Raw genomic sequence first — 24124 nt, 5'->3', positions numbered from 1 at the left:
AGCTCACTGGTCGAGTCGGTCTGCGGGGAAGATTTAACGGGGCTAAGCAGTGAACCGAAGCTTGGGGTGTGCATATTTATATGTACGCGGTAGAGGAGCGTTCCGTAAGCCGTTGAAGGTGGATTGAGAAGTCTGCTGGAGGTATCGGAAGTGCGAATGCTGACATGAGTAACGATAATGCGGGTGAAAAACCCGCACGCCGAAAGCCCAAGGTTTCCTTGCGCAACGTTAATCGGCGCAGGGTGAGTCGGCCCCTAAGGCGAGGACGAAAGTCGTAGTCGATGGGAAGCAGGTTAATATTCCTGCACCTCGCGTAAGTGCGATGGAGGGACGGAGAAGGTTAGGTGTACCCGGCGTTGGTTGTCCGGGGGAAAGGCGGTAGGTTTGGATCTTTGGCAAATCCGGGATCCTTTAAGACCGAGCACCGAGACGAGTCTTTAAGACGAAGTCACTGATACCACGCTTCCAGGAAAAGCTCCTAAGCTTCAGCTTACGCAGACCGTACCGTAAACCGACACAGGTGGGTAGGATGAGAATTCTCAGGCGCTTGAGAGAACTCGGGTGAAGGAACTAGGCAACATGGCACCGTAACTTCGGGAGAAGGTGCGCCCTTTTTGGTGGCTCATGCGAGCTATAGCTGAAGAGGGCCGCAGTAACCAGGCCGCTGCGACTGTTTATCAAAAACACAGCACTCTGCAAACACGAAAGTGGACGTATAGGGTGTGACGCCTGCCCGGTGCTGGAAGGTTAATTGATGGGGTCAGCCGCAAGGCGAAGCTCTTGATCGAAGCCCCAGTAAACGGCGGCCGTAACTATAACGGTCCTAAGGTAGCGAAATTCCTTGTCGGGTAAGTTCCGACCTGCACGAATGGCGTAACGACAGCGGCGCTGTCTCCACCCGAGACTCAGTGAAATTGAAATCGCTGTGAAGATGCAGCGTTCCCGTGGCAAGACGGAAAGACCCCGTGAACCTTTACTATAGCTTTACACTGAACGTTGAGTTCGTCTGTGTAGGATAGGTGGGAGGCTATGAAACCATGGCGCTAGCTGTGGTGGAGCCATCCTTGAAATACCACCCTGTCGTGCTTGACGTTCTAACCTAGGTCCATAATCTGGATCGGGGACCGTGTATGGTGGGTAGTTTGACTGGGGCGGTCTCCTCCTAAAGAGTAACGGAGGAGCTCGAAGGTACGCTCAGCGCGGTCGGACATCGCGCACTGTGTGCAAAGGCATAAGCGTGCTTGACTGCAAGATCGACGGATCAAGCAGGTAGGAAACTAGGACTTAGTGATCCGGTGGTTCTGTATGGAAGGGCCATCGCTCAACGGATAAAAGGTACTCCGGGGATAACAGGCTGATACCGCCCAAGAGTTCATATCGACGGCGGTGTTTGGCACCTCGATGTCGGCTCATCACATCCTGGGGCTGTAGTCGGTCCCAAGGGTATGGCTGTTCGCCATTTAAAGTGGTACGCGAGCTGGGTTCAGAACGTCGTGAGACAGTTCGGTCCCTATCTGCCATGGGCGTTGGAGATTTGAGAGGGGCTGCTCCTAGTACGAGAGGACCGGAGTGGACGAACCTCTGGTGTTCCGGTTGTCACGCCATTGGCATTGCCGGGTAGCTATGTTCGGAAGCGATAACCGCTGAAAGCATCTAAGCGGGAAGCGCGCCTCAAGATGAGATCTCCCGGGGCACAAGCCCCCTGAAGGAACCATATAGACTATGTGGTTGATAGGTCAGGTGTGTAAGTACAGCAATGTATTGAGCTAACTGATACTAATGATCCGTGTGGCTTGACCATATAACCTCAAGTTGCCTTGGCCGACATGACATGTCGATAGATCCCAAGTGCACGCTACGTCACAAGACTTACGAGAGGCAGGCGCCTTATCCGTTCCTTAGGATGGCGACGCTCCAACTGTCTCCCTGGTGAAATTAGCGCTGTGGAACCACCCGATCCCATCCCGAACTCGGAAGTGAAACGCAGCTGCGCCGATGGTAGTGTGGCCTAAGCCATGCGAGAGTAGGTCATCGCCAGGGTTTTTACCCGAAAACCCCGCTGCTCACGCAGCGGGGTTTTCTTTTATTGCAGGCACCTGGTTTTTGCAGGTATCTGTTTCTCGGAAGAGACCTCTGCTGAGCTGGCGCATCGCGCTGCTCCAACCGTCTCCCTGGTGAAATCAGCGCTGTGGCACCACCCGATCCCATCCCGAACTCGGAAGTGAAACGCAGCTGCGCCGATGGTAGTGTGGCCTAAGCCATGCGAGAGTAGGTCATCGCCAGGGTTTACACCCAAAACCCCGCTGCTCACGCAGCGGGGTTTTTTTTGTCCTTCTCCCAACGGATGGGAGCGTCTCATTTCACGTGCCACAGCAGATGAGCTCGGTCATGCAGCCAGTGCGGCGGGTCTCGCTGGGTAGTTCTGCGTTTTTGGGAATGGTGGCGTCTCCGCTTGCATCTTCCGCGAGCGTAAGGGCCCCGTAGCGACCGGCAGGCCCCTCGGCAAATGTCCCCCGGCCGCCGCCTGATGGCGACGCCCTCCTCCTTGATTTTGCCCAAGCGCCTACCGGCCGCTACGAGGCTTCGCGTGCTGTGTGCGGACTCACCAGATCAATCCCGGCACTCGCTGTCGCGCTGCTGCTGGGCGGCGCCAGTGGTCTCCACACGTGGGTCGCGATGCCCTTGTGGGCGAAATCAAGGAGGAGGGGGCGGCCACAGGCCGACCCCGGGGGACATTCGCCGGCAAGGGTATCGCGGCCCAACGCCCGACCAACCCAGCCGCCGCTGCACTTGGAGAGACGCACAGCTCGCCCACACTCGCCACGCGGGGAGGAAAAGACCCAAAAAAACGGCGCCCCGAAAGGCGCCGTTTTCATGAAACAGAGATCACATCAGCTAGAACGACCGCTCAGCGCGCAGACTCCGCGGCCGGCGCCTCAGCGCCCTTGCCCTTCATCATCGCATCGCGTGCCGCCTTGAACGGATTGCCTTCGTACCAGTTCGGCCAACGATCGCCGCCGGCCAGTTCCTTGCCAACCCCGTACAGCAGCTGCAGGTCCTCGACCGTGCCGTCCAGCTTCCAGGTGGCCGGATCGAACTCATCCTTGGGGCCGTGGTAACGGTGGCTGCCGTAGTCTTCGGCCGCCTTGCGGCCAGCCTCGACACCGCCGTCGCGCAGATCCTCACCACCGTCGGCATACAGCGCCGGCACGCCCGCCTTGGCGAAGTTGAAATGATCCGAACGGAAGTAGAAGCCGCTCTGTACCGCGGTCTCGCCGTGCAGGGTGCGGCCCTGATTCGCGGCCAGCGGCTTGAGGATGTCCTCCAGCTCGGAGCTGCCGAAACCGGTCACGGTCATGTCCTTGGCGCGGCCGGCCACCGACATCGCATCGATGTTGATCACGCCGGCGATCTTGTCCAGCGGGAAGGTCGGGTGGCTGACGTAGTACTTCGAGCCGAGCAGGCCGGACTCTTCCAGCGTCACCGCCAGGAACACCACCGAACGCTCCGGTGCCGGCTGCTGGTGGACCATCGCGTCAGCGACTTCCAGGATGCCGGCCACGCCGGTCGCGTTGTCGACGGCACCGTTGTAGATGTTGTCGCCCTGCTCACCCTCGTGCTTGCCCAGGTGATCCCAGTGCGCCATGTACAGCACGGCCTCGTCGGCGCGCTTGCTGCCGGGCAGGACGCCGACCACGTTGCGCGACTTCTTCTCGGCGATGGTGCTCTTCAGGTCGAAGGAGACCTTGGCCTTCAGCGGGACCGGCTTGAAGCCGCGCTTGCTGGCATCCTTGTAGGCCTTGTCCAGGTCCAGGCCGGCCTCGGCGAACAGCTGACGCGCGGCCTCGGCGCTCAACCAGCCCTGTGCGGGCAGGCGCGCTTCCGGATCATCCTTGGCCGGCAGGTCATACTGCGGGCCGGCCCACGAGTTCTTGACCACATCCCAGCCGTACGACGCACCGGCGGTGTCGTGCACGATCAGTGCGGCAGTAGCGCCCTTGCGTGCGGCCTCCTCGAACTTGTAGGTCCAGCGCCCGTAATAGGTCATGCGCTTGCCGTCGAACAGCTTCTCGTCGTTGACGTGGAAGCCCGGGTCGTTGACGAACATCACGACCGTCTTGCCCTTCCAGTCCTGGCCGGCATAGTCGTTCCACTTCTGCTCCGGTGCGTCCACGCCGTAGCCGACGAACACCAGATCGCTGTCCTGGACCTTCACCTCCGGCTGGCCGCTGCGGGTGCCGATCACCATGTCGGTGCCGAACCTCAGCTCGCGGGTCTTGCCCGCCTGGTCCAGCTTGAGCACGGTCGACTCATCGGCGGTGGTCTCGGTCATCGCCACGTCCTGGAACCAGCTGTCGCCGTTGCCCGGCTGCAGGCCGATGCGCTGCATCTGGTCGCGGATGTAATTGACGGTCAACTCTTCGCCCTTGCTGCCCGGCGAACGGCCTTCGAACTCATCCGAGGCCAGGGTCTTGACCAGCTCGGCGAAGTCGCCGGCATTGATCTCGGGCGAGAACGCATGGCCCGGCGCGGTCGGTGCCGCGTCGGTGGCGGGGGCCGCGGTGGGCGCGGCGGATTCGCCCTTGCACGCGGTCAACGCAGCGGCAGCGGCAAGGCACAACAGAAGTTTGCGGGGCATCATCGGTTCCTGGAACGGGAAAGGCGGGTGCGCGCGGCACCAGCAGCCACAATATCAATCCTGCGGCGCGGTGTCGGTATCGAAGGGAACGGCCACCGCGCCACTGACCGGTCCGACGCGGGCCGTGCGGTGCACGTACAGGGTGACCTCGCGCTCGAACTGCAGCGGTCCGTTGACCGACGCGTTCGGGCCGATGATCACGCGCGGCTTGCGGCCGGGCGTCAGCGACAGGTTGAAGTTCGGTTTCTTGACCTCGATCCCGCCCTCCACCTGCGAGCCCACGCCAACGGTGATGTCTCCGTTGACGGTCTCGATGCCGCGCGCCACGCGCGTTTCGACCAGGCCGATGCTGCCGTTGACGGTTTCAAGGCTGCCGTCGATCTGGGTACCACGGTCCAGGAAGATGCCGCCGTTGACGGTGTCCACGCCGCCGCTGGCAATCACTTCGCGTCCGACCCGCACGCTGCCGTTGACCGTGGATATTCCCCCGGTGCGCGCGCGATCAGCCACGCGGATGCCGCCGTTGACGGTTTCGATACGACCCGTCACAGCGCCTTCGGCGACCTTGATGCCGCCGTTGACGGTCTCCAGATTGCCGTAGGTCTGACCGGCTTCGGCGGAGATGCTGCCGTTGACCTTGCTGATGTTGTCGCTTGCCAAGGCCGGCGCACAGGGCAGCGTCAGGGCCAGCAGCAGCGGGAGCAGGGAGCGTTTCATGGGAACCTCGATGGTGGAGCGCGGCTGGCAGGCCGCCTGCAGGAATGTCACCATGCATCGTTGCAATCCGCATCTGCCTGAAGTCACTGGAAAGCCCTTGCGCCACAACGCCTTTTCCTCACGCCGGGATAACAATCCGACCGATGGACGCGGTCGCACGCAGTGGCTGAGCCCGGCGTTGCGTGCCCTCGTGCTGGCAGTGGCCATGCTCGGCGCCAGCCCGCTGGCCGCGCAATCGTCAAAGGAGGCCGAGCGCAAGCTGCAGAAGCTGCGCAGCGAGCTCAAGGGCGTGGCCCAGGAACGGCGGACGCTGGAAGGCCAGCGTGGGCAGGCATCGCGCCAGCTGCGCGAAGCGGATGAGAAGGTGGCCCGCACCGGGCGCGTACTGGCCCAGACCGAAACCGCGCTGCAGCGCGAAACCCGCGCCATGAACGAACTGCAGGCCAAGCGCGATGCGCTGCAGGCCGGGCTGGAACAGCAGCGCACGGAGCTGGCCTCGCTGCTGCGCGCGGCCTATCGCATCGGCAACAACGCACCGCTGAAGCTGCTGCTGTCGCAGGACCGTGTTGCCGATGCGAACCGCAGCCTGGCCTACCACCGCTACCTGCAGCGCGAGCGCGCGCAGCGGATCCAGTCGCTGACGGCCGACCTCACCGAACTGCAGCGCATGGAGGCGGAGATCGTCGAGCGGCGCAAGGCGCTGGAAGGCACCCGCCAACAGCAGAAACAGCAGGTGGCCACGTTGGCCGATGACCGCCGCGAGCGGGCGGCCACGGTTGCCACGCTGGATGAGCGCTACAAGGACCGCAGCGAGCGTGAGAAGGCGCTGGGCCAGGACGCCAAGGCACTGGAAACGCTGCTCGCGAATCTGCGTGCCGCCGCTGCACGTGCCGAGGCGGAACGTCGCGCTGCCGCGCGCCGGGCCGCTGCGGAAAAAGCCGCTGCGGAGAAGGCTGATCGCGCTGCTGCCGCCAGTGGCACGCGGCCGCCGCCGCGGGCGACCAAGACGCCCCCTGCGGTCGCTTCCGCACCGGCCCCGAAGGTGGGCGGCCTGGGCTGGCCGCTGTCCGGCAATCTGCTCGCCCGCTATGGCGGCAAGCTGCCCGATGGCCGCACCAGCAGCGGCGTGCTGATCGGTGCGCCAGCGGGCAGCACGATCACCGCCGTCGCCGATGGCACCGTGGTGTTCTCCGACTGGATGACCGGCTACGGCATGATCCTGATCGTCGACCACGGCAACGGCTACATGAGCCTGTACGCCCACAACGACACCCTGCTGCGCGATGCCGGCGCCACGGTGAAGAAGGGTGAGGCCGTGGCCAAGGTCGGCAACTCGGGTGGGCAGGGCGTGACCGCGCTGTACTTCGAGCTGCGCCGCAATGGCCAGCCGGTCGACCCCGGCAGCTGGCTGCAGCGGCGATAAACCGCGCACAACAGCAGCGCACCGCCAGGGGCGGGGTTCAACGGGAATTTATCGTCGCTTCGCGCATAATCGGGCGACGCACCCCGGTGCGTGGCTCAACCGTCCCCCGCTCATCCTGGAGTGCTTCATGCGCGTAGCCCGTTCCGCCACCTTGCTGCTGGCCCTGTTGCCCGCGGTGTCCTGGGCGCAGCAGACCGCCGAAGCGCCGGCACGCGGGGCCGATGCGGCCACCACGGAAGAAGCGGTGACCTCACGGGTTCCGTTGGAAGAGATCCGCCGCTATGTGGCCGTGTACAACGCGGTGCGCGCCGCCTACGTCGACCCGGTCGATGACAAGAAGCTCATGCAGTCCGCCATCCGTGGCCTGCTGCTGGATCTGGATCCGCACAGCACCTATTTCGACAAGGAAGACGCCGAAGCCTTCGATGAGCAGGCCAACGGCGCCTACGACGGCATCGGCGTGGAGCTGCAGCAGCAGCCCGACAACAGCAGCCTGAAAGTGATCTCGCCGATCGACGACACCCCGGCCGCACGCGCGGGCATCCTTGCTGGCGACCTGATCATCGCCATCGACGGCAAGCCGATCAGTGCGATCGAGGCTACCGAGCCGCTGCGCGGCGTGGCCGGCACCAAGGTCGTGCTGACCCTGGTGCGCGAAGGCAAGCCCAAGCCGTTCGATGTCAGCGTCACCCGCGAGACCATCCGCGTGACCAGCGTGCGCAGCCGGATGCTTGAACCCGGTTACGGCTACATCCGCCTGAGCACCTTCCAGGCCGACACCGGTGCCGATTTCCAGAAGCACGTTGCCCAGTTGCAGCAGCAGGCTGGTGGCAAGCTCAAGGGGCTGGTGCTGGACCTGCGCAGCAACCCGGGTGGCCTGCTGACCGCCGCGGTGCAGGTAGCCGACGACCTGCTCGAGAAGGGCAACATCGTCAGTACCCGTGGCCGCATCTCGATCAGCGATGCCCGTTTCGATGCAACGCCGGGCGATCTGCTCAAGGGCGCGCCGGTCGTGGTGCTGGCCGACGCCGGCTCGGCCAGTGCCTCCGAGGTGCTGGCCGGCGCCCTGCGCGACAACGGCCGCGCGCGCGTGGTCGGCAGCCGCACCTTCGGCAAGGGCTCGGTGCAGACCGTACTGCCGCTGGACAACGGGGACTCGGTGAAACTCACCACCGCGCGGTATTTCACGCCGAGCGGCAAGTCGATCCAGGCCACCGGCATCATTCCCGATGTGCTGCTGCAGCCGGAAAAGCGTGCTGGCGATGACGACCTGCCGGCCAGCCTGACCGACTACAGCGAAGCCACGCTGCCCGGGCACCTGCGCGGTGACGAGGAAGGCACCGAAGGCTACAAGGCCGGTGACGTGCTGCCGGGCGATGGTCCGATCAACGATGCCCTGGCCGAGTTGAAGCAACCGGGTTCGGTGCTGGCCAGGCAGAAGGCGGAGGCGGCGAAGAAGCCGGCGGCCAAGCCGTCAGCGGCAGCGGTCAAGCCAGTAGAGGCAAAGCCGGCAGATACGAAGCCAGCCGAACAGCCTGCGGCTGCACCGGCTACGCCCGCACCGGCCGAGCCGGAAGCTCCCGCCTCGACGGCACCGATCAAGCCCTGACCAAGCCACCCAGTACTCGCCATGACGGACCTGTTTGATCAGATCGCGGCATTGACCCGCTCCGCCGCGCTATCCGAAGACGAGAGGGCAATGCAATTGGGCACTGTGGCCGCGCTCCATGGCATCGATGGCGATCGCGTCTACTGGTGGGCCGGGCTCTCCCGCCCGCCCCGCAGGATGCCGTATGAAGATGGCAGCGGATTGGCTCTCCTCAACGAAGTGCTGACTGCGCTGCCACTGGAAGAAGTAGTGCTGGTCGCAACCGACGAGGAACCCGCGCCTTGGCCGATGTGGGTGCTGGGTCGGGATGAGCTCATCGCGTTGCTGGAAGCACTACCGTTCTTCGAGTACTTCGTTGCGTCGCCAGATGGGCGCACGCTAGTTTTCGATACGCATCACAACGAATTGCTGATCGCTTCGCTGGACCCCTCGGGGGCTGTCTCTCGCTCGGACTGACGCGAACGCGCCGTCCCCGATATCAAAACCCGTGCCGCTTGCGCAGCCGCCGCGCGATCGCCGCACGCACATACACGCCATAGCCGAGCCCGAACACGAAGCCGGCGATGTGGGCCCACCAGGCGACCATGCCGAAGGTCGGGCCGATGTAGGCGAAGACCACCTGCAGCGCCGCCCAGACACCGATCAGCAGATAGGCCGGCGCACGCACGAATTCCAGGAACAGGCCCAGCGGAATCACCACGCCCAGCCGCGCGCCCGGGAACAGCGCCAGATAGGCGCCGATCAGGGCCGACACCGCGCCGCTGGCCCCGATGATGATCTGGTCCGGGCTGCCCATGGTGTAGATCGCGGTCAGATTCGAGATCGCCCCGCCGACCAGGAACAGCAGCATCAGCCGCCATGGGCCCAGCACGCGCTCGGCCGGCAGCCCGAAGATCAGCAGGAACACCAGGTTGCCCAGCAGGTGCGACCAGTCCGCATGCAGGAACAGCGCGGTGAACAGCCGCAGCACGCTGCCGTCCTGCAGGGTCGCCCACCAGTCCAGCGGGTGGGTCAGGCCGGTGGAAAGCGCGCCCCAGTCCATCCACAGGCTGCGCCGGGCGTCGTCCGGCCGGGAGATCGACCACAGGAACGCGACCCACAGCGCCGCGAACAGCAGGGGGGTGGCCCAGCGGTAGGCGGCTTTCTTGCGGGAGGGGGTCGACACGAACATGCGGGCACTAGCCTAGCGCGGAGGCTGACCTGACGGGGATATGTCGTGTTCAGCATGAATAGCCACAAGGGCGACGCACGTTATTGTTTCATTAACCGCTCTCGGTATACTCGCATACGGCGTCGTATGTCGGGAGGGGAATCCGGCGCGTTGTCCTGACCCATCAAGGGGAGGGGCGGCGCAGGCGCGCGTTGCCAACATCACCGCTTTCCGGAGAGAACCAACAATGCATACCGCTTCCACTCTTGCCCGCGTCACCGCCCTGGCCGTCGGCATTGCCGGTGTCCTGGCCGTGGGCCACGTCCACGCTGCCGCCTTCCAGCTGAAGGAAAACAGCGCCAAGGGCCTCGGCCGCGCCTTCGCCGGTTCCGGCAGCGCCGCCGGCGACGCCTCGATCATGGCCGTCAACCCGGCCGGCATGCGCCAGCTCGAGGGCATGCAGGTCCAGGGCGACCTGAGCGCCATCAGCTTCTCGGCCAAGTTCAAGGGCACCGGCCGCAAGCCGACCGGCCAGCCGCAGACCGGCGGTGACGGCGGCGACGCCGGCATGATCGCCCCGGTTCCGGCCGCCTACTTCCATATGCCGATCGGCGAAAAGGCCCACTTCGGCGTCTCGCTGACCGCCCCGTTCGGCTTCAAGACCGATTACGACAATGGCTGGGTCGGCCGTTACAGCGGCCTGAAGACCGACATGAAGGCTATCGACCTGGGCTTCGCGGCTTCGTATGACGTCAACCCGTACGTGTCCTTCGGTGCGTCCGTGTTCGTCGAGCACCTGACCATCGAGCTGAGCAACCAGATCGACTTCGGCACCGCGCTGGCGCAGTCGCGCGTGCCGGGCTTTGCCCCGGGCAGCGCCGACGGCAAGTTGACCGTGGAAGGTGACAACAATGCCGTGGGCTGGACCGTCGGTGGCTTGTTCAGCCCCGATGAGAACACCCACATCGGCATCAGCTACCGTTCCAAGGTCGAGCACAAGATCACCGGCGGCGATGCCACCTTCGATGTGCCGCAGAACGCTGCTGCCGTGCTGGCCGTCGCCCAGCCGGGCCGCTTCGTGAGCACCTCGGGCAAGGCCACGCTGACCCTGCCGGCCTCGGCCACCCTGAGCGTCACCCACAACGTCAACGACCGCTGGACCGTGATGGGTGATGTCACCCGCACTGCCTGGTCGACCGCGTTCGACCAGGTCACCATCGACTTCGCGTCGGCGCAGCCTGATTCGGTGCTGGAATTCGGCTACCGCGATACGACCTTCGTCTCGCTGGGTACCGATTACAAGCTGAGCGACACGGTGACCCTGCGTGGCGGTATCGCGCTGGACCAGACCCCGACCACCAACGCTCACCGCGACGTGCGCGTGCCCGATACCAGCCGCAAGTGGCTGTCGCTGGGCGTGGGCTGGACCCCGTCGGCGAACACCGAATACAACTTCGGTTACACCCACCTGTTCACCAAGGATCCGGACGTGATCATCGGTGGCACCACCAACAACCAGGGCAACTCGCTCAACGGCAAGTACAAGGTCCGTGGCGACGTGCTGGCCGCGTCGTTCAACTACAAGTTCTGATCGACGCAGCACTGAACGGTTGAACGCAGCAGCAGAAAACCCCGCGAAAGCGGGGTTTTTTGTTGGTCGCGTTGAGGCGCTTGCGGATCGAGTGCCGCAGCACGGTGGGATCCGCGATGACGACGTACAATCCCCGCCCGGACTGCGCCCCTGCCGTCCCGTGCCTACTGACAAGGATCTGTATATGTCGTCTCTGCTGCTGCGCTCCACGCTTGCTCTTGGCCTGGCCGGTCTCTCGCTGCCCGCTATCGCCGCGCCGGAGTTCGCCGCCTGTTTTACCTTGACCCCGGGCCTGTCGTGGTCAAGCAGCGATGAAACGCTGACCATCGAGAAGGCCACGTTCGCCGGGCAGGAGGCGATCAAGGTGAGCAGCGCCGGTGGTGGGGTTGGCACGGCCAGCTATTACGACGCCAGCGGGCGCCAGCTTCTCGGCCAGGAGCGCCTGGGCATTTCCGCCTGGGGGGGCGACGCGTCCAGGCCGGTGATGACCGACATCTTCAAGCCTGCGCCGACGTTCCCGCAGAGCGCCAAGCCAGGCGATCGGTTCGAGGTCAACGGCAAGGGCGAGCGCACGAACCATGTCGACGAGACGGTCGAGCCGATCGACTACGACGGCTTCTCCGATTACACCTTCGTCGGCTTCGAAGATCTGGAGACGGAAGTCGGCGACCAGCCGCGGACCTTCAAGGATACCTGCCATGTCACGGCGACCTTCGAAGACAACCGTATCGAGGCGTGGTACGCCGCCGGCTTCGGCCGCATCAAGTTCGAGCGCTACATGGGCAGCGAACTGCTGATGCGCGATGAGATCGAGTCCATCGAGCAGTAGTGCCGGCCGCTGGCCGGCAATCTGTGCCAGCTTCCAGGCCACAAAAAACCCCGCTTTCGCGGGGTTTTTCGTTCCACACGGGACGCCGGGAATCAGTCGCCCAGGGTCAGCAGCGAGGCATTGCCGCCGGCTGCCGTGGTGTTCACGGTGACGGTCTTCTCGGTGGCGAAGCGCAGCAGGTAGTGCGGGCCGCCGGCTTTCGGGCCGGTGCCGGACAGGCCCTGGCCGCCGAACGGCTGCACGCCGACCACCGCGCCGATCTGGTTGCGGTTGACGTACACGTTGCCCACGTTGATGCGCGAGGAGATGCGGTCCACGGTTTCATCGATGCGCGAATGCACGCCCAGGGTGAGGCCGTAGCCGGTGGCGTTGATCTGGTCGATCACCGCATCGAGCTGGTCGCCCTTCCAGCGGATCACGTGCAGCACCGGCCCGAAGATTTCCCTGTGCAGCTGGTCAAGGTTCTTCAGCTCGTAAGCACGCGGTGCGAAGAAGGTGCCGTGTGCCGCTTCGTCGCTCAGCGAGGCGGCGGCGATCAGGCGCGCTTCCTTCTCCATGCGCACGGCATGGTCCTTGAGGATCTGCAGGGCATCGGCATCGATCACCGGGCCGACGTCCGTGGAGAGCAGGCCCGGGTCACCGACCTTCAGCTCGGCCATCGCGCCGGACAGCATGGTCATCACCTTGTCGGCAATGTCGTCCTGCACGAACAGCACGCGCGCGGCCGAGCAGCGCTGGCCGGCCGAGGTGAAGGCCGACCCGATCGCATCCTTGACCAGCTGCTCCGGCAGCGCCGAGGAGTCGGCGATGAAGGCGTTCTGGCCGCCGGTTTCGGCGATCAGCACACCGATCGCGGCGTCGCGCGCGGCCATCGCACGGTTGATCGCACGGGCGGTATCGGTCGAGCCGGTGAAGGCCACGCCGGCCACGCGCGGGTCGGCGGTCAGGGCAGCGCCAACGGTCGCACCGTCGCCCGGCAGGAACTGCACAACGCCTTCGGGCACGCCGGCGTCGAGCAGCAGCTTCACCGCGTAGTAGCCGATCAGGTTGGTCTGTTCGGCCGGCTTGGCGATCACGCTGTTGCCTGCGGCGAGCGCGGCGCTGACCTGGCCCAGGAAGATCGCCAGCGGGAAGTTCCACGGGCTGATGCAGACGAACACACCGCGGCCATGCAGCTGCAGTTCGTTGGATTCACCGGTCGGGCTCGGCAGCTTTTCGGCATGGCCGAACTGCTCGCGTGCCTGCTTGGCGTAATAGCGCAGGAAGTCGACCGCTTCGCGCACTTCGGCAATACCGTCGGGCAGGCTCTTGCCAGCTTCCTTGACGCACAGTGCCATGAACTCCGGCAGGCGCGCTTCGAGCTGGTCCGCCGCGTGTTCCAGGATCGCGGCGCGGCTGGCGGCCGGGGTGCGGTTCCAGGCCGGCTGCGCGGCCACGGCGTTGGCCAGGGCCTTCTCCACGGTGGCACTGTCGGCCGGCTGCCACTGGCCGACGACCTGGCGGGTGTCGGCCGGGTTGGTCACGTTCAACAGCGCAGCGCTCGGGTTGGCACCGGGCACCAGCGGCGCGGCATGCCACCCGCTCTTACCCGGCGCGGGCACGGCCGCGTTGAGCTGCTCGGCCAGAGCGCGCAGATCGTTGTCGTTGGCGAGATTGACGCCCATGGAGTTCTTCCTGTCATGGTTCTGGCTGCGCAGCAGATCGACCGGCAGCGGGATTTTCGGATGCGGGATGGACGCGAACGAGGAGACCACTTCCACCGGATCGCGGATCAGGTCGTCGATGGCCACGTTCTCGTCGGTGATGCGGTTGACGAAGCTGGAATTGGCGCCGTTTTCGAGCAGGCGGCGCACCAGGTACGGCAGCAGGTCTTCATGCGAACCGACCGGCGCGTACACGCGGCACGGTACGTTCAGACGGTCGGCCGGCACCACTTCGGCATACAGGTCATCGCCCATGCCGTGCAGCTTCTGGTGCTCGTACTGGCCGCCCTTGGCAATCGCCTGCACCGCTGCGATGGTGTGCGCGTTGTGCGTGGCGAACATCGGGTAGATCGCATCGCTGTGCGTGAACAGACGCTTGGCACAGGCCAGGTAGGAGACGTCGGTGTTCTGCTTGCGGGTGAACACCGGGTAGGCCGGCAGGCCCTCGATCTGCGCGCGCTTGATCTCCGCATCCCAGTACGCGCCCTTGACCAGGCGCACCTGCAGGCGACGACCGATGCGGCGGGCCAGATCGGCCAGGTAGTCGATCGTGTACAGCGTGCGCTTCTGGTACGACTGCACGACCACGCCGAAGCCTTCCCAGCCGGCGAGCGAGGCATCGCTGACCACCGTCTCGATGATGTCCAGCGACAGCTCCAGGCGGTCGGTCTCTTCGGCATCGACGGTGCAGCCGATGCCGTAGGACTTGGCCAGCTGAGCCAGTTCCAGTACGCCCGGCACCAGGTCGGCCATCACGCGTGCGCGCTTGGCATGCTCGTAGCGCGGGTACAGCGCGGAGAGCTTGATCGAGATGCCCGGTGCCGAATTGACATCGCCGTCCGGGCGGCCGCCGCGTGCCTTGTGGTCACCGCCGATCGAGTGGATCGCGCGACGGTAATCCTCCAGGTAACGCTTGGCGTCCTTCATGGTCAGCGCGCCTTCGCCGAGCATGTCGAACGAATAGCGGTAGCTGGCGTTGTCGCCCTTGTGCGAGCGCGACAGCGCTTCGTCGATGGTGCGGCCCATGACGAACTGGTGGCCCATGATCTTCATCGCCTGGCGCACTGCCAGGCGGATCACCGGCTCACCCACGCGACCGATCAGGCGCTTGAACGCGCCCGGCACATCGGCGCGGGTGGCATCGTTGATCTGGACCAGGCGGCCGGTCAGCATCAGGCCCCAGGTGGAGGCGTTTACCAGCACCGAGTCGCTGCCGCCCATGTGCTTCTTCCAGTCCGCATCGCCGAGCTTGTCGCGGATCAGCTTGTCGGCCGTCTCCTGGTCCGGAATGCGCAGCAGCGCTTCGGCCACGCACATCAGCAGCACGCCTTCCTCGCTGCCCAGATCGTACTGGCGCATGAAGGCTTCGATCGCGCCCTGGTCCTGGGCACGCACGCGCACCCGCTTGACCAGGTCGGCGGCGGTGGCCTGCACCCTGGCCTGTTCGGCGGCGGGAAGGCGCGCCTGCTCCAGCAGCTCGCGCACATGGGTGGCCTCGTTCTTCAACCAGGCATCGGTGATCGCCTGGCGGAACGCGTTGGGAACGGCCGGCAGCTCAGGAGAGAGCAGCGGCGGGCGGGCGGCGCCGGACGATGCCGGGGCAGGGGGAAGGACAGAGGATGCAGTCATGCCGGTCGGCTCGTGGAGAACTTGACCATTTTAATCGTTTTTTGGGGGAGTCAAGTGCTTTCCGTGGCTGCGCCCATGCGGCGCATAGCCTTTCATACAGGGGGATTCGGCGGATTCGACCCGGCTGGTATTTATTGTGCCGATTTCGTCAAAACGGCCGCCGCAGCCGATGCTGTGTTGCAACATTCCTGAAACTGTGAATGGACCCTTGCTACTCGCTGGAGAGCGGGGCTACCATCGAGACGTTTCCCGCGGCAGGAAAAACGCGGTTGCGACATGATCGAGGTGCTCATCGCTCCGGACGGATCAGGGACGCAACTGCGGCTGCGTCCCCCACGGGCGCTCGATGCCCGGCAGTTCGTCCTGTTGTTTGCAGTGTTGGCGGGGGTGATGTGGCTGGCGGCCGGCCTGGGCTGGTTCACCGGCAACGTATTCGCCCCCGTGTTTGCTCTGCTGTACAGCGTGTTGCTGGCAGTGGCGCTGCGCACGGTGTGGCGCAGTGGAGAACGGCAGGAAGAGATCCGGGTAGTGCCGGCGTGCGTGGAAGTGATTCCCGCACCCGGGCATTCGCCGGTGTTCAGCGCCCACCCGCACTGGGTGAGGCTGATCGCCGACGAACGCAGAGTCCGGCTGGCATCCAGCGGTAGGCAGGTGGACGTGGGGAGCTTCCTCGCACCGGCCGAACGCCAGGTACTGGCTCAGAAACTAGAAGGCTTGCTCGCGGCCACTGACGGCCGCAACCGACGACGCTAAGGGTCTAGGCAATGAAGCAATGCAGAAAGTGGGGCAGGACGTTCGGGAAGTCAGTGTTGAGCGGGGCCGCGCTGCTGGCGCCGGCCATGGCGTGGGCCCAGGCGGCCGACCCCAAACCGTGGCAATTGAACATGGGCAAGGGGGTGACCCAGAGCTCGCGGTTGGCGTGGGAGTCCAACCTGTTTTCGCTGTGGGTCTGTACCGTGATCGGGGTGCTGGTATTCGGCGCGCTGTTCTACGCGATCTTCAAGTTCCGCAAATCCAAGGGCGCGGTCGCCGCCACCTTCAGCCACAACACCAAGGCCGAGGTCATCTGGACCGTGATCCCGGTGATCATCCTGGTGGTGATGGCCTGGCCGGCCACGGCCAATCTGATCAAGTTCTACGACACCCGCGATTCGGAAATGACCGTCAAGGTCACCGGATATCAGTGGATGTGGAAGTACGAATACCTCGGCGAGAACGTCAGCTTCACCAGCCGCCTGGACCGTGAGTCCGACCGTGTCCGCCAGAGTGGCGTGGTGCCGACCCGCGACAGCCATCCGCATTACCTGCTGGATGTCGACAACCGCCTGGTACTGCCGGTCGATACCAAGGTGCGCTTCGTAATCACCTCCGACGACGTCATCCATGCATGGTGGGTGCCGGCGCTGGGCTGGAAGCAGGATGCGATTCCCGGCTTCATCAACGAGGCCTGGACCAACATCGAGCAGCCCGGCGTGTACCGCGGTCAGTGCGCCGAACTGTGTGGCAAGGATCACGGCTTCATGCCGATCGTGGTCGAGGCGGTCTCCAAGGACGATTACCAGAAATGGCTCGCCTCCAAGAAGCCTGCGCCGGCCCCTGCACCGGAGGCTGCCCCGGCACCGGCACCGGCGCCGGCGGTCCCGGCCGAGGCCACTCCGTCACCGGCCAGCGAGCCGGCCGCGGCAGCAACAGACAGCAACGCCTGAAATCGAGCCGCGTCCGCCAGCCGGCGGATGCGGGTACCACCGGATACAGTGAGGTGTAGTTGCGATGGCGCATTCCGCAGTTGACCACGACGGGCATCACGGGCATCAGCAGGGGTTCTTCGAGCGTTGGTTCTTCTCGACCAACCACAAGGACATCGGCACGCTCTACCTGCTTTTCAGCTTCATCATGTTCATCATCGGTGCGGCGATGAGCGTGATCATCCGCGCTGAGCTGGCGCAACCGGGCCTGCAGTTCGTCAAGCCCGAGTTCTTCAACCAGATGACCACCGTGCATGCGCTGGTGATGATCTTCGGTGGCGTGATGCCGGCCTTCGTCGGCCTGGCCAACTGGATGATCCCGCTGCAGATCGGCGCGCCGGACATGGCGCTGCCGCGCATGAACAACTGGTCGTTCTGGCTGCTGCCGGTGGCCTTCAGCCTGCTGCTGCTGACCCTGTTCCTGCCCGGCGGCGCACCGGCCGGTGGCTGGACGTTGTATCCGCCGCTGTCGCTGCAGGGCGGCTACAACGTCGCCTTCAGCGTGTTCGCCATCCACGTGGCCGGCATCAGCTCGATCATGGGCGCGATCAACATCATCGCCACCGTGCTCAACATGCGCGCCCCCGGCATCGATCTGCTGAAGATGCCGATCTTCTGCTGGGCCTGGCTGATCACCGCGTTCCTGCTGATCGCGGTGATGCCGGTGCTCGCCGGCGCGGTGACGATGCTGCTCACCGACAAGTTCTTCGGCACCAGCTTCTTCAACGCCGCCGGTGGCGGTGACCCGGTGATGTACCAGCACATCTTCTGGTTCTTCGGGCACCCGGAGGTCTACATCATGATCCTGCCGGCGTTCGGCGTGGTCAGCGAGATCATCCCCACCTTCAGCCGCAAGCCGCTGTTCGGTTACCAGGCCATGGTCTACGCGATCGCCGCGATCGCCTTCCTGTCCTTCATCGTATGGGCCCACCACATGTTCACCGTGGGCATGCCGCTGGGCGGCGAAATCTACTTCATGTTCGCCACGATGCTCATCTCCATCCCGACCGGGGTGAAGGTGTTCAACTGGGTCAGCACGATGTGGCGTGGCTCGCTCACTTTCGAAGCGCCAATGCTGTGGGCGGTGGCCTTCGTCATCCTGTTCACCATCGGTGGCTTCTCCGGCCTGATGCTGGCGATCGTGGTGGCCGACTTCCAGTACCACGACACCTATTTCGTGGTCGCGCACTTCCACTACGTGCTGGTCACCGGCGCGGTGTTCGGGTTGATCGCCGCGGTGTACTACTGGTGGCCCAAGTGGACCGGGCGCATGTACAGCGAAACCTGGGCCAAGGTGCACTTCTGGTGGTCGATCGTGTTCGTGAACCTGCTGTTCTTCCCGCAGCACTTCCTCGGCCTGGCCGGCATGCCGCGGCGTATTCCGGATTACAGCGTGGCCTTCGCCGACTGGAACCTGATCAGTTCGATCGGTGCGTTCGGCATGTTCGTCACGCCCTTCATGATGGCCGCGATCCTGTGGCACTCCCTGCGCCACGGCGCGAAGGCCGCCGATCGCTGCTGGGAAGGCGCACGTGGCCTGGAGTGGACGATCCCGTCGCCCGCACCGGCGCATACGTTCACCACGCCGCCGACCATCCGTCCGGGTGACCTGGCGCATGACGACATCACCCATTGAGGCCGCTCATGACCAGTACGCTCCGCACCCCCGATGAGCAGGCCCTGCAACGCCGCCGCGCGCACCGCACCGCGTGGGCCGTCGGCATCGTCGCGGTGATGGTCTATGCCGGCTTCATCCTCAGCGGGGTGATCGGGCGATGAGCGATCCGCGCCCGGCTCCGCCCGCACGTCATGCGGGCCTGCCCCGACTGATCGGGGTGGCCCTGGCGGTGTTCGTGCTGACCTTCTCGCTGGTGCCGCTGTACCGCATCGCCTGCGAGAAGGTGTTCGGCGTGCGCCTGGAACGTGGCCCGGGCGCGGCGGCGGGTACGGCGGCCGCCACCGGCAAGCGCACGGTGCGGGTGGAGTTCGATGGCGGTGTGAATTCCAAGCTGCCGTGGGCGTTCCATCCCGAACAGCTGACGATGGACGTGGTGCCCGGCGAGCTCAACGAAGCGCTGTATTACGCGCGCAATGACAGCGATCGCGCGCTGGTCGGCAGCGCGGTGCCGTCGGTGGCCCCGGCCAAGGCGTCGGGCTACTTCAGCAAGACCGAGTGTTTCTGCTTCACCGCGCAGACGCTGCAGGCCGGTGAGAAACGCGACATGCCGGTGCGCTTCATCGTCGATCCCGACCTGCCGGCCAACATCACCACGATCACCCTGTCCTACACCTTCTACAAGAACGACGCTTTGTCCGCGCAGTTGGCCCCGGCCAGCCTGCCGACCGGCGCGCGTGCAGCTCCCTGATCCGGACCGGACCCAAGACCATGGCCCAGCAAAGCCCCGATGCGAACGTGTACTTCGTGCCCACGCACAGCAAATGGCCGTTCATCGGTTCCATCGCGATGATGGTGACCATGGTCGGCGTGGCCAGCTGGCTCAATGATTCCAGCTGGGGCAAGTGGACCTTCTACGCGGGCATCGCGATGCTGGTGCTGACCCTGTTCTGGTGGTTCAGCGACGTGGTGCGCGAATCGCAGGCTGGCAGCTACAACCGCCAGGTCGACGGCTCGTTCCGGATGGGAATGGTGTGGTTCATCTTCTCGGAAGTGATGTTCTTCGGCGCATTTTTCGGCGCGCTGTTCTATACCCGCAACCTGGGCCTGCCGTGGCTGGGCGGCGCGGGCGACGGCGTGATGACCAACGAGCTGCTGTGGGATGGCTACTCGGCGGCGTGGCCCACCAACGGCCCCGGGGCCATCGGCGGGCATTTCCAGACCATTCCGGCCTGGGGCCTGCCGCTGATCAACACGCTGATCCTGCTTACCTCCGGTGTCACCCTGACCATCGCGCACCACGCGCTCAAGGCCGGGCATCGGCGCCAGCTGCTGGTCTGGCTGGGCATCACCGTGCTGCTCGGCCTGGGCTTCCTCACCCTGCAGGCGGAGGAGTACATCCACGCCTACAAGGAACTCAATCTCACGTTGGGCTCGGGCATCTACGGCTCGACGTTCTTCATGCTCACCGGCTTCCACGGCGTGCACGTGCTGCTCGGCACGATCATGTTGGCCGTGATGTGGCTGCGTTCCTCGAAGGGGCATTTCACCCGCGACAACCATTTCGGTTTCGAAGCCGCCGCGTGGTACTGGCACTTCGTCGACGTGGTGTGGCTGATGCTGTTCCTGTTCGTCTACGTGCTGTAGCGTCGGTGCGACGTCCTGCCGCATCGACGCCGGTGCGGCTTCAGCCGCCGATGCCGTGGGGCTTGATCCAACCGCTGTAGATGCCGATGACCACCAGCACGATCAGCGCCACCGACACCGCGATGCGGCGGGTTAGGGCATTGACGGTGCGCTTGGTCTGGCCGCGATCGACCAGCAGGTAATACAGCCCGGCGCCCAGATTCCAGACGATGACGATCAGAAACGCGATTACCAGCAGGGTCTTCAACGAATCATTCATGCGCGGCTCGATGGCGTGGCGGGTGCGCCTATATCACCGCGTTTTGCCGGCGTTGTCATGATGCGCAAGCACACACGCCTGATCGGCTGGATCGCCGCGGTACTCGTCATCCTCGCGTTCTGCCAGCTCGGCCGCTGGCAACTGCAGCGCATGCATGAAAAAGAGGCGCTGCTGGCCCAGCAGGTGCCGGCGCGTGCGCAGTCACTCACCCTGCGCCAAGCGTTGGCGGCACCGCCGGTGCTGCGCTGGGTGGAGGACCGCGGCCGCTTCCTGCCGGGTACGCTGCTGCTCGACAACCAGACCCGCGATGGCCGGGCCGGGATCAAGGTCTACCAACCGTTCCAGAGTGATGACGGCGCACGGGTACTGATCGACCTGGGCTGGCTGCCGATGCCGCCGGATCGTGTGATCCCGCCGATCACCCCGCATAGCGGCCCCACGGCCCTCAGCGGCCTGCTGGCGCCGCCGCCGGCTACCGGCCTGGCGCTGGGCCCGGCGCTGTCGCCCGCGCCACAGCCGGGCGTATGGCTGGCCAGCCGGATGCCACCGGAAGAGATGGCGCGCGCGCTGTCGTTGCCGCCGGGCAGCCTTGGCGCGCGCGTGCTGCGGTTGGATCCGGCGCTGGCAGGCGGATATGCGCGGGATCTGGAGCTGCTGCCCAACACACTGCCGCCCAGTCGCCATCTGGGCTATGCCGTGCAATGGTTCGGGCTGGCGTTGACCGTGCTGGTGGTCGCGCTGGTCCTGGAATTCCGACGCCATCGCCGCCGGCGTGGCACTTCCCGGCGCTGACCGGCTCAACATGAGAAAATGCCGCCCATGAATGCCACTTCCCCGGCACGGCTGCCGTCCCGTTCACGCGGCCGCTGGACCCTGATCGCCCTGTTCGGCGTGTTCTTCGGCGCCATGGCGTTGGCGGGCGTGCTGCGCTTCTCCGGCTGGCAGCCCACCGCGCACCGCAATACCGGGCAACTGCTGCAGCCGCCGGCGGACCTGCGCGCGCTGCCGCCGACCCTGGCCGACGGCCAGCCGTACCCGTGGAATCCCAAACAACGGACCTGGCGGATCCTGGTGGCCCCGTCTGCCAGCTGTACCAGCGAGTGCGTCACTTTGTCGCAGGGATTGGGCAAGGTGTGGCAGCTGTTCGGCCATAACGCGGATAATGTCGAGATCCTGTGGCTGGGCACGCCGCCGGCCGAGGTCCAGGGCATGCCCGCACTGCGCGCGCTGCGCGCCCAACCGGACCTGCGTGCCGCTTTGCCCGCCGTGGATGACGCCGCCGGCACGCCTGTGTATGTGATCGATCCCAACGGTTTCGTGATCATGCGGTACGCGCCGGGATTCGATATGGCCGGTCTGCGCAAAGACCTGGCCACGCTGCTGAAACTGAAGTGAGTTCTGTTCGATGAGCCTCTCCGCACGCCCGGTGCTGCACCGCAATTTCCACCGTCTGGCGTGGTTTGCACTGATCATGACGGCCAGCACGATCATGTTCGGCTCGTTCGTGCGCTTGTCCGATGCGGGCCTGAGCTGCCCGGACTGGCCGACCTGCTATGGCCGTGTCACCTGGCCGCAGCACGCCGAGGAAGTGATCGGCCACGAGGCCGCCAAGATTCGCCCGCTGGAAACGCACAAGGCGTGGCGCGAACAGGTGCACCGCTTCCTGGCCGGCGCACTCGGTATCGAGATCCTCACCCTGGCGCTGCTGGCTACGCGCCGCCGTCGCTGGGGCAGCACTGCGGTCATCACCGCCTGTGTGCTGGTGGCGACCGGCATACCGCTGTACATGATGGGCATGCATGTTCCCGCGAGCATCATCGCCTTGATCGGCGAAGCGATCCTGCTGATCGCCGCGTTGCGCTGGACCAATATCGACCTGGCCCGCGCCGCGTTGCTGACGCTGGCGGTCGTCATCTTCCAGGCGCTGCTCGGCATGTGGACGGTCACCTGGCTGCTCAAGCCGATCGTGGTGATGGGCCATCTGCTTGGCGGCATGCTGATGTTCGGTCTGCTGGTGTGGATGGCGTGGCGCGCCACGCACATGCCGATCACCCTGGCCGAAGCGCCCAAGCTGAAATGGCTGATCCGTGCCGGCGTGGCCGTGCTGGTCGCGCAGATCGCCCTCGGCGGCTGGGTCAGTGCCAACTACGCCGCACTCGCCTGCGGTGGCGGCAGCGCCTCGCTGGACAACTTCCCGCGCTGCGTCAGCCAGTGGTGGCCGCCGCATGACTTCAAGGAAGGCTTCACCCTGTGGCGCGGCATCGGCGTGGATTACGAAGGGGGCGTGCTGGATGGCGCCTCGCGCATCGCGATCCAGATGGCACACCGGATGATGGCGATCGTGGTGGCCGTGTACCTGCTGTGGCTCTCGGTGCGCCTGTTCCGCCTGCCGAGCATGCGCGGCTGGGCGAGCGCACTGGGCCTGCTGGTGGTGCTGCAGATCACCCTGGGCATCCTCAACGTGAAGCTGGCGGTGCCGCTGGAAGTGGCCGTCGCGCACAGCGGTGGCGCGGTGGCGCTGCTGTTCGTGCTGGTGACGCTGCTGGCGCGCCTGCGCGCGCCGGATGCCGAGGGCGGCAAGGCCAGCGCTGCTTCCCCTGCCGTGCAGGCGGGCTGACGGCATGGCCAGCTATCGTCAGTACTGGGATCTGACCAAGCCCAAGGTCGTCGCCCTGATCGTGTTCACCGCGCTGGTGGGCATGTTCCTGGCCATCCCCGGGCTGCCGACCGCGCAGCAGGCGCTGGACGGCGCGCTCGGCTTCCTTGGCATCTGGCTGGCGGCCTCGGCCGCCGCGGCGATCAACCAGCTGCTGGACGCGCGCATCGATGCACAGATGGCGCGCACCTCGTGGCGCCCACTGGTGGTGGGCAAGGTCAAGCCGTGGCAGGTGCTGGTGTTCGCCGGCCTGCTGATCGCGCTGTCGATGACGATCCTGGTGGTCTGGGTCAACGTCATCACCGCGGTGCTGACCTTTGCCTCGCTGATCGGGTACGCGGTGATCTACACCGTGTACCTCAAGCGCGCGACCTCGCAGAACATCGTCATCGGTGGCCTTGCCGGCGCTACCCCGCCGATGCTCGGCTGGGCCGCGATCACCGGCATGCAGGGCCCGTGGGACTGGGCCTACGCATCGCTGCTGGTGCTGATCATCTTCATCTGGACTCCACCGCACTTCTGGGCGCTGGCGATCTTCCGTCGCGAGGATTACGCCAAGGCGGAGATCCCGATGCTGCCGGTGACCCATGGCGTGGCGTACACCCGCAAGTCGATCATGGTCTATTCGATCGCCCTGGCCATCGTCAGCATCCTGCCGGTCGTGTTCGGCATGAGCGGCGTGTTCTACCTGGGCGGTGCGATCGTGCTCAACGCGGTCTTCCTCTGGTACGCCTGGCGCATGCTGAATCCGCCGGATGAGATCTTCTCGATGAAGATGTTCGGCTACTCCATCGTCTACCTGATGGCGCTGTTCGCCTTCCTCATGGTGGACCACTGGATGCTGCCCTGGTTGCAGTAACCGCCTTGAATCGGTGATTCGCCGTCGCCATTGCGTCTCTACCGAACAGGGAG

General features: G+C 65.1%; 20 protein-coding genes and 3 rRNA genes (1 of these 23 running past the window's edge). 18 read left to right on the top strand and 5 right to left on the bottom strand.

Going from position 1 to position 24124, the window contains the following annotated elements; translation table 11 throughout:
* From POS15_RS16195 to rrf (POS15_RS16185), 3 genes are all read left to right on the top strand, one after another.
* Positions 1–1801, top strand: a 23S ribosomal RNA gene (locus POS15_RS16195); it begins 1078 nt to the left of the window's first position.
* 124 nt (positions 1802–1925) lie between these two features.
* Positions 1926–2040 (top strand): 5S ribosomal RNA (gene rrf / locus POS15_RS16190).
* A 130-nt stretch (positions 2041–2170) separates the two neighbouring features.
* Positions 2171–2285: ribosomal RNA gene (gene rrf, locus POS15_RS16185) — 5S ribosomal RNA — on the top strand.
* A 623-nt stretch (positions 2286–2908) separates the two neighbouring features.
* Here rrf (POS15_RS16185) and POS15_RS16180 read toward each other — a convergent pair.
* Both POS15_RS16180 and POS15_RS16175 read right to left on the bottom strand, forming a co-directional pair.
* The gene (locus POS15_RS16180) at positions 2909–4639 is read right to left on the bottom strand and encodes a M28 family metallopeptidase (RefSeq protein ID WP_284128502.1); all 1731 of its coding nucleotides are present in this window, start codon (positions 4637–4639) and stop codon (positions 2909–2911) included.
* Positions 4640–4693: 54 nt separating this feature from the next.
* A complete protein-coding gene (locus POS15_RS16175; RefSeq protein WP_046272917.1) occupies positions 4694–5356 on the bottom strand; it encodes a hypothetical protein in 663 nt (220 codons plus the stop codon).
* A 205-nt stretch (positions 5357–5561) separates the two neighbouring features.
* Between POS15_RS16175 and POS15_RS16170 the strand changes: the two genes are divergently transcribed.
* The 3 genes from POS15_RS16170 (at position 5562) to POS15_RS16160 (ending at position 8844) form a co-directional block, all read left to right on the top strand.
* The gene (locus tag POS15_RS16170) at positions 5562–6779 is read left to right on the top strand and encodes a peptidoglycan DD-metalloendopeptidase family protein (protein ID WP_284129659.1); all 1218 of its coding nucleotides are present in this window, start codon (positions 5562–5564) and stop codon (positions 6777–6779) included.
* Between the two features lie 127 nt (positions 6780–6906).
* Positions 6907–8388, top strand: coding sequence for a S41 family peptidase (locus tag POS15_RS16165; protein ID WP_019186005.1), 1482 nt, complete (start codon positions 6907–6909; stop codon positions 8386–8388).
* 21 nt (positions 8389–8409) lie between these two features.
* Positions 8410–8844, top strand: a complete 435-nt coding sequence (locus POS15_RS16160; protein ID WP_019186004.1) for a hypothetical protein — start codon at positions 8410–8412, stop codon at positions 8842–8844.
* A gap of 22 nt (positions 8845–8866) precedes the next feature.
* On the opposite strand, the gene POS15_RS16155 is transcribed toward POS15_RS16160, so the two are convergent.
* Positions 8867–9559 (bottom strand): rhomboid family intramembrane serine protease, encoded by a 693-nt coding sequence (locus POS15_RS16155; protein ID WP_019186003.1) that lies wholly within the window; start codon positions 9557–9559, stop codon positions 8867–8869.
* A gap of 226 nt (positions 9560–9785) precedes the next feature.
* Here POS15_RS16155 and POS15_RS16150 point away from each other — a divergent pair, with 226 nt between their 5' ends.
* Both POS15_RS16150 and POS15_RS16145 read left to right on the top strand, forming a co-directional pair.
* Positions 9786–11129, top strand: a complete 1344-nt coding sequence (locus POS15_RS16150; protein WP_070426471.1) for an outer membrane protein transport protein — start codon at positions 9786–9788, stop codon at positions 11127–11129.
* Between the two features lie 184 nt (positions 11130–11313).
* On the top strand, positions 11314–11958 hold the full coding sequence (locus tag POS15_RS16145; protein ID WP_019186001.1) for a hypothetical protein: 645 nt from the start codon (positions 11314–11316) through the stop codon (positions 11956–11958).
* 92 nt (positions 11959–12050) lie between these two features.
* On the opposite strand, the gene putA is transcribed toward POS15_RS16145, so the two are convergent.
* On the bottom strand, positions 12051–15290 hold the full coding sequence (putA, locus tag POS15_RS16140) for a bifunctional proline dehydrogenase/L-glutamate gamma-semialdehyde dehydrogenase PutA (RefSeq protein WP_019186000.1): 3240 nt from the start codon (positions 15288–15290) through the stop codon (positions 12051–12053).
* 276 nt (positions 15291–15566) lie between these two features.
* Here putA and POS15_RS16135 point away from each other — a divergent pair, with 276 nt between their 5' ends.
* The 6 genes from POS15_RS16135 to POS15_RS16110 all read left to right on the top strand — a co-directional run bounded on the left by POS15_RS16135 (position 15567) and on the right by POS15_RS16110 (position 20297).
* Entirely contained in the window at positions 15567–16043 is a 477-nt protein-coding gene (locus POS15_RS16135) for a DUF2244 domain-containing protein (protein WP_019185999.1), read from the top strand.
* An 11-nt stretch (positions 16044–16054) separates the two neighbouring features.
* The gene (gene coxB, locus POS15_RS16130; RefSeq protein WP_284128501.1) at positions 16055–16996 is read left to right on the top strand and encodes a cytochrome c oxidase subunit II; all 942 of its coding nucleotides are present in this window, start codon (positions 16055–16057) and stop codon (positions 16994–16996) included.
* 64 nt (positions 16997–17060) lie between these two features.
* Positions 17061–18671, top strand: a complete 1611-nt coding sequence (gene ctaD / locus POS15_RS16125; RefSeq protein WP_019185997.1) for a cytochrome c oxidase subunit I — start codon at positions 17061–17063, stop codon at positions 18669–18671.
* 8 nt (positions 18672–18679) lie between these two features.
* Positions 18680–18814 carry a hypothetical protein gene (locus tag POS15_RS16120; RefSeq protein WP_019185996.1) on the top strand — a complete coding sequence of 45 codons (135 nt, stop codon included), beginning with the start codon at positions 18680–18682 and terminating at the stop codon, positions 18812–18814.
* The gene (locus POS15_RS16115) at positions 18811–19401 is read left to right on the top strand and encodes a cytochrome c oxidase assembly protein (protein ID WP_019185995.1); all 591 of its coding nucleotides are present in this window, start codon (positions 18811–18813) and stop codon (positions 19399–19401) included. The genes POS15_RS16120 and POS15_RS16115 overlap by 4 nt, the downstream gene beginning before the upstream one ends.
* 20 nt (positions 19402–19421) lie before the next feature.
* Positions 19422–20297, top strand: a complete 876-nt coding sequence (locus POS15_RS16110) for a cytochrome c oxidase subunit 3 (protein ID WP_019185994.1) — start codon at positions 19422–19424, stop codon at positions 20295–20297.
* Between the two features lie 40 nt (positions 20298–20337).
* Here POS15_RS16110 and POS15_RS16105 read toward each other — a convergent pair whose 3' ends face one another.
* On the bottom strand, positions 20338–20556 hold the full coding sequence (locus POS15_RS16105) for a twin transmembrane helix small protein (RefSeq protein WP_019185993.1): 219 nt from the start codon (positions 20554–20556) through the stop codon (positions 20338–20340).
* Between the two features lie 57 nt (positions 20557–20613).
* Between POS15_RS16105 and POS15_RS16100 the strand changes: the two genes are divergently transcribed.
* From POS15_RS16100 to cyoE, 4 genes are read left to right on the top strand one after another with little or no spacing between them, the layout of a single operon-like run.
* Positions 20614–21348 carry an SURF1 family protein gene (locus POS15_RS16100; RefSeq protein WP_019185992.1) on the top strand — a complete coding sequence of 245 codons (735 nt, stop codon included), beginning with the start codon at positions 20614–20616 and terminating at the stop codon, positions 21346–21348.
* A 27-nt stretch (positions 21349–21375) separates the two neighbouring features.
* Positions 21376–21951 (top strand): hypothetical protein, encoded by a 576-nt coding sequence (locus POS15_RS16095; RefSeq protein WP_284128500.1) that lies wholly within the window; start codon positions 21376–21378, stop codon positions 21949–21951.
* A 10-nt stretch (positions 21952–21961) separates the two neighbouring features.
* A complete protein-coding gene (locus POS15_RS16090; RefSeq protein WP_019185990.1) occupies positions 21962–23173 on the top strand; it encodes a COX15/CtaA family protein in 1212 nt (403 codons plus the stop codon).
* A gap of 4 nt (positions 23174–23177) precedes the next feature.
* Positions 23178–24071, top strand: a complete 894-nt coding sequence (cyoE, locus tag POS15_RS16085) for a heme o synthase (protein WP_019185989.1) — start codon at positions 23178–23180, stop codon at positions 24069–24071.
* Positions 24072–24124: the final 53 nt, after the last annotated feature.

The organism is Stenotrophomonas sp. BIO128-Bstrain (genome assembly GCF_030128875.1).
Lineage (GTDB): Bacteria > Pseudomonadota > Gammaproteobacteria > Xanthomonadales > Xanthomonadaceae > Stenotrophomonas > Stenotrophomonas bentonitica_A.
Note: the sequence above shows the minus strand (reverse complement) of the source record. Positions and strands in the feature narration are given on the sequence as shown.

Coding starts and splice junctions, on each gene's coding strand:
- POS15_RS16165 (WP_019186005.1), top strand. CDS start 6,907: ATGCGCGTAGCCCGTTCCGCCACCTTGCTGCTGGCCCTGTTGCCCGCG.
- POS15_RS16155 (WP_019186003.1), bottom strand. CDS start 9,559: ATGTTCGTGTCGACCCCCTCCCGCAAGAAAGCCGCCTACCGCTGGGCC.
- POS15_RS16180 (WP_284128502.1), bottom strand. CDS start 4,639: ATGCCCCGCAAACTTCTGTTGTGCCTTGCCGCTGCCGCTGCGTTGACC.
- ctaD (WP_019185997.1), top strand. CDS start 17,061: ATGGCGCATTCCGCAGTTGACCACGACGGGCATCACGGGCATCAGCAG.
- POS15_RS16090 (WP_019185990.1), top strand. CDS start 21,962: ATGAGCCTCTCCGCACGCCCGGTGCTGCACCGCAATTTCCACCGTCTG.
- POS15_RS16160 (WP_019186004.1), top strand. CDS start 8,410: ATGACGGACCTGTTTGATCAGATCGCGGCATTGACCCGCTCCGCCGCG.
- POS15_RS16110 (WP_019185994.1), top strand. CDS start 19,422: ATGGCCCAGCAAAGCCCCGATGCGAACGTGTACTTCGTGCCCACGCAC.
- POS15_RS16100 (WP_019185992.1), top strand. CDS start 20,614: ATGATGCGCAAGCACACACGCCTGATCGGCTGGATCGCCGCGGTACTC.
- POS15_RS16175 (WP_046272917.1), bottom strand. CDS start 5,356: ATGAAACGCTCCCTGCTCCCGCTGCTGCTGGCCCTGACGCTGCCCTGT.
- POS15_RS16150 (WP_070426471.1), top strand. CDS start 9,786: ATGCATACCGCTTCCACTCTTGCCCGCGTCACCGCCCTGGCCGTCGGC.
- POS15_RS16145 (WP_019186001.1), top strand. CDS start 11,314: ATGTCGTCTCTGCTGCTGCGCTCCACGCTTGCTCTTGGCCTGGCCGGT.
- POS15_RS16170 (WP_284129659.1), top strand. CDS start 5,562: ATGCTCGGCGCCAGCCCGCTGGCCGCGCAATCGTCAAAGGAGGCCGAG.
- cyoE (WP_019185989.1), top strand. CDS start 23,178: ATGGCCAGCTATCGTCAGTACTGGGATCTGACCAAGCCCAAGGTCGTC.
- POS15_RS16120 (WP_019185996.1), top strand. CDS start 18,680: ATGACCAGTACGCTCCGCACCCCCGATGAGCAGGCCCTGCAACGCCGC.
- POS15_RS16135 (WP_019185999.1), top strand. CDS start 15,567: ATGATCGAGGTGCTCATCGCTCCGGACGGATCAGGGACGCAACTGCGG.
- coxB (WP_284128501.1), top strand. CDS start 16,055: ATGAAGCAATGCAGAAAGTGGGGCAGGACGTTCGGGAAGTCAGTGTTG.
- putA (WP_019186000.1), bottom strand. CDS start 15,290: ATGACTGCATCCTCTGTCCTTCCCCCTGCCCCGGCATCGTCCGGCGCC.
- POS15_RS16095 (WP_284128500.1), top strand. CDS start 21,376: ATGAATGCCACTTCCCCGGCACGGCTGCCGTCCCGTTCACGCGGCCGC.
- POS15_RS16115 (WP_019185995.1), top strand. CDS start 18,811: ATGAGCGATCCGCGCCCGGCTCCGCCCGCACGTCATGCGGGCCTGCCC.
- POS15_RS16105 (WP_019185993.1), bottom strand. CDS start 20,556: ATGAATGATTCGTTGAAGACCCTGCTGGTAATCGCGTTTCTGATCGTC.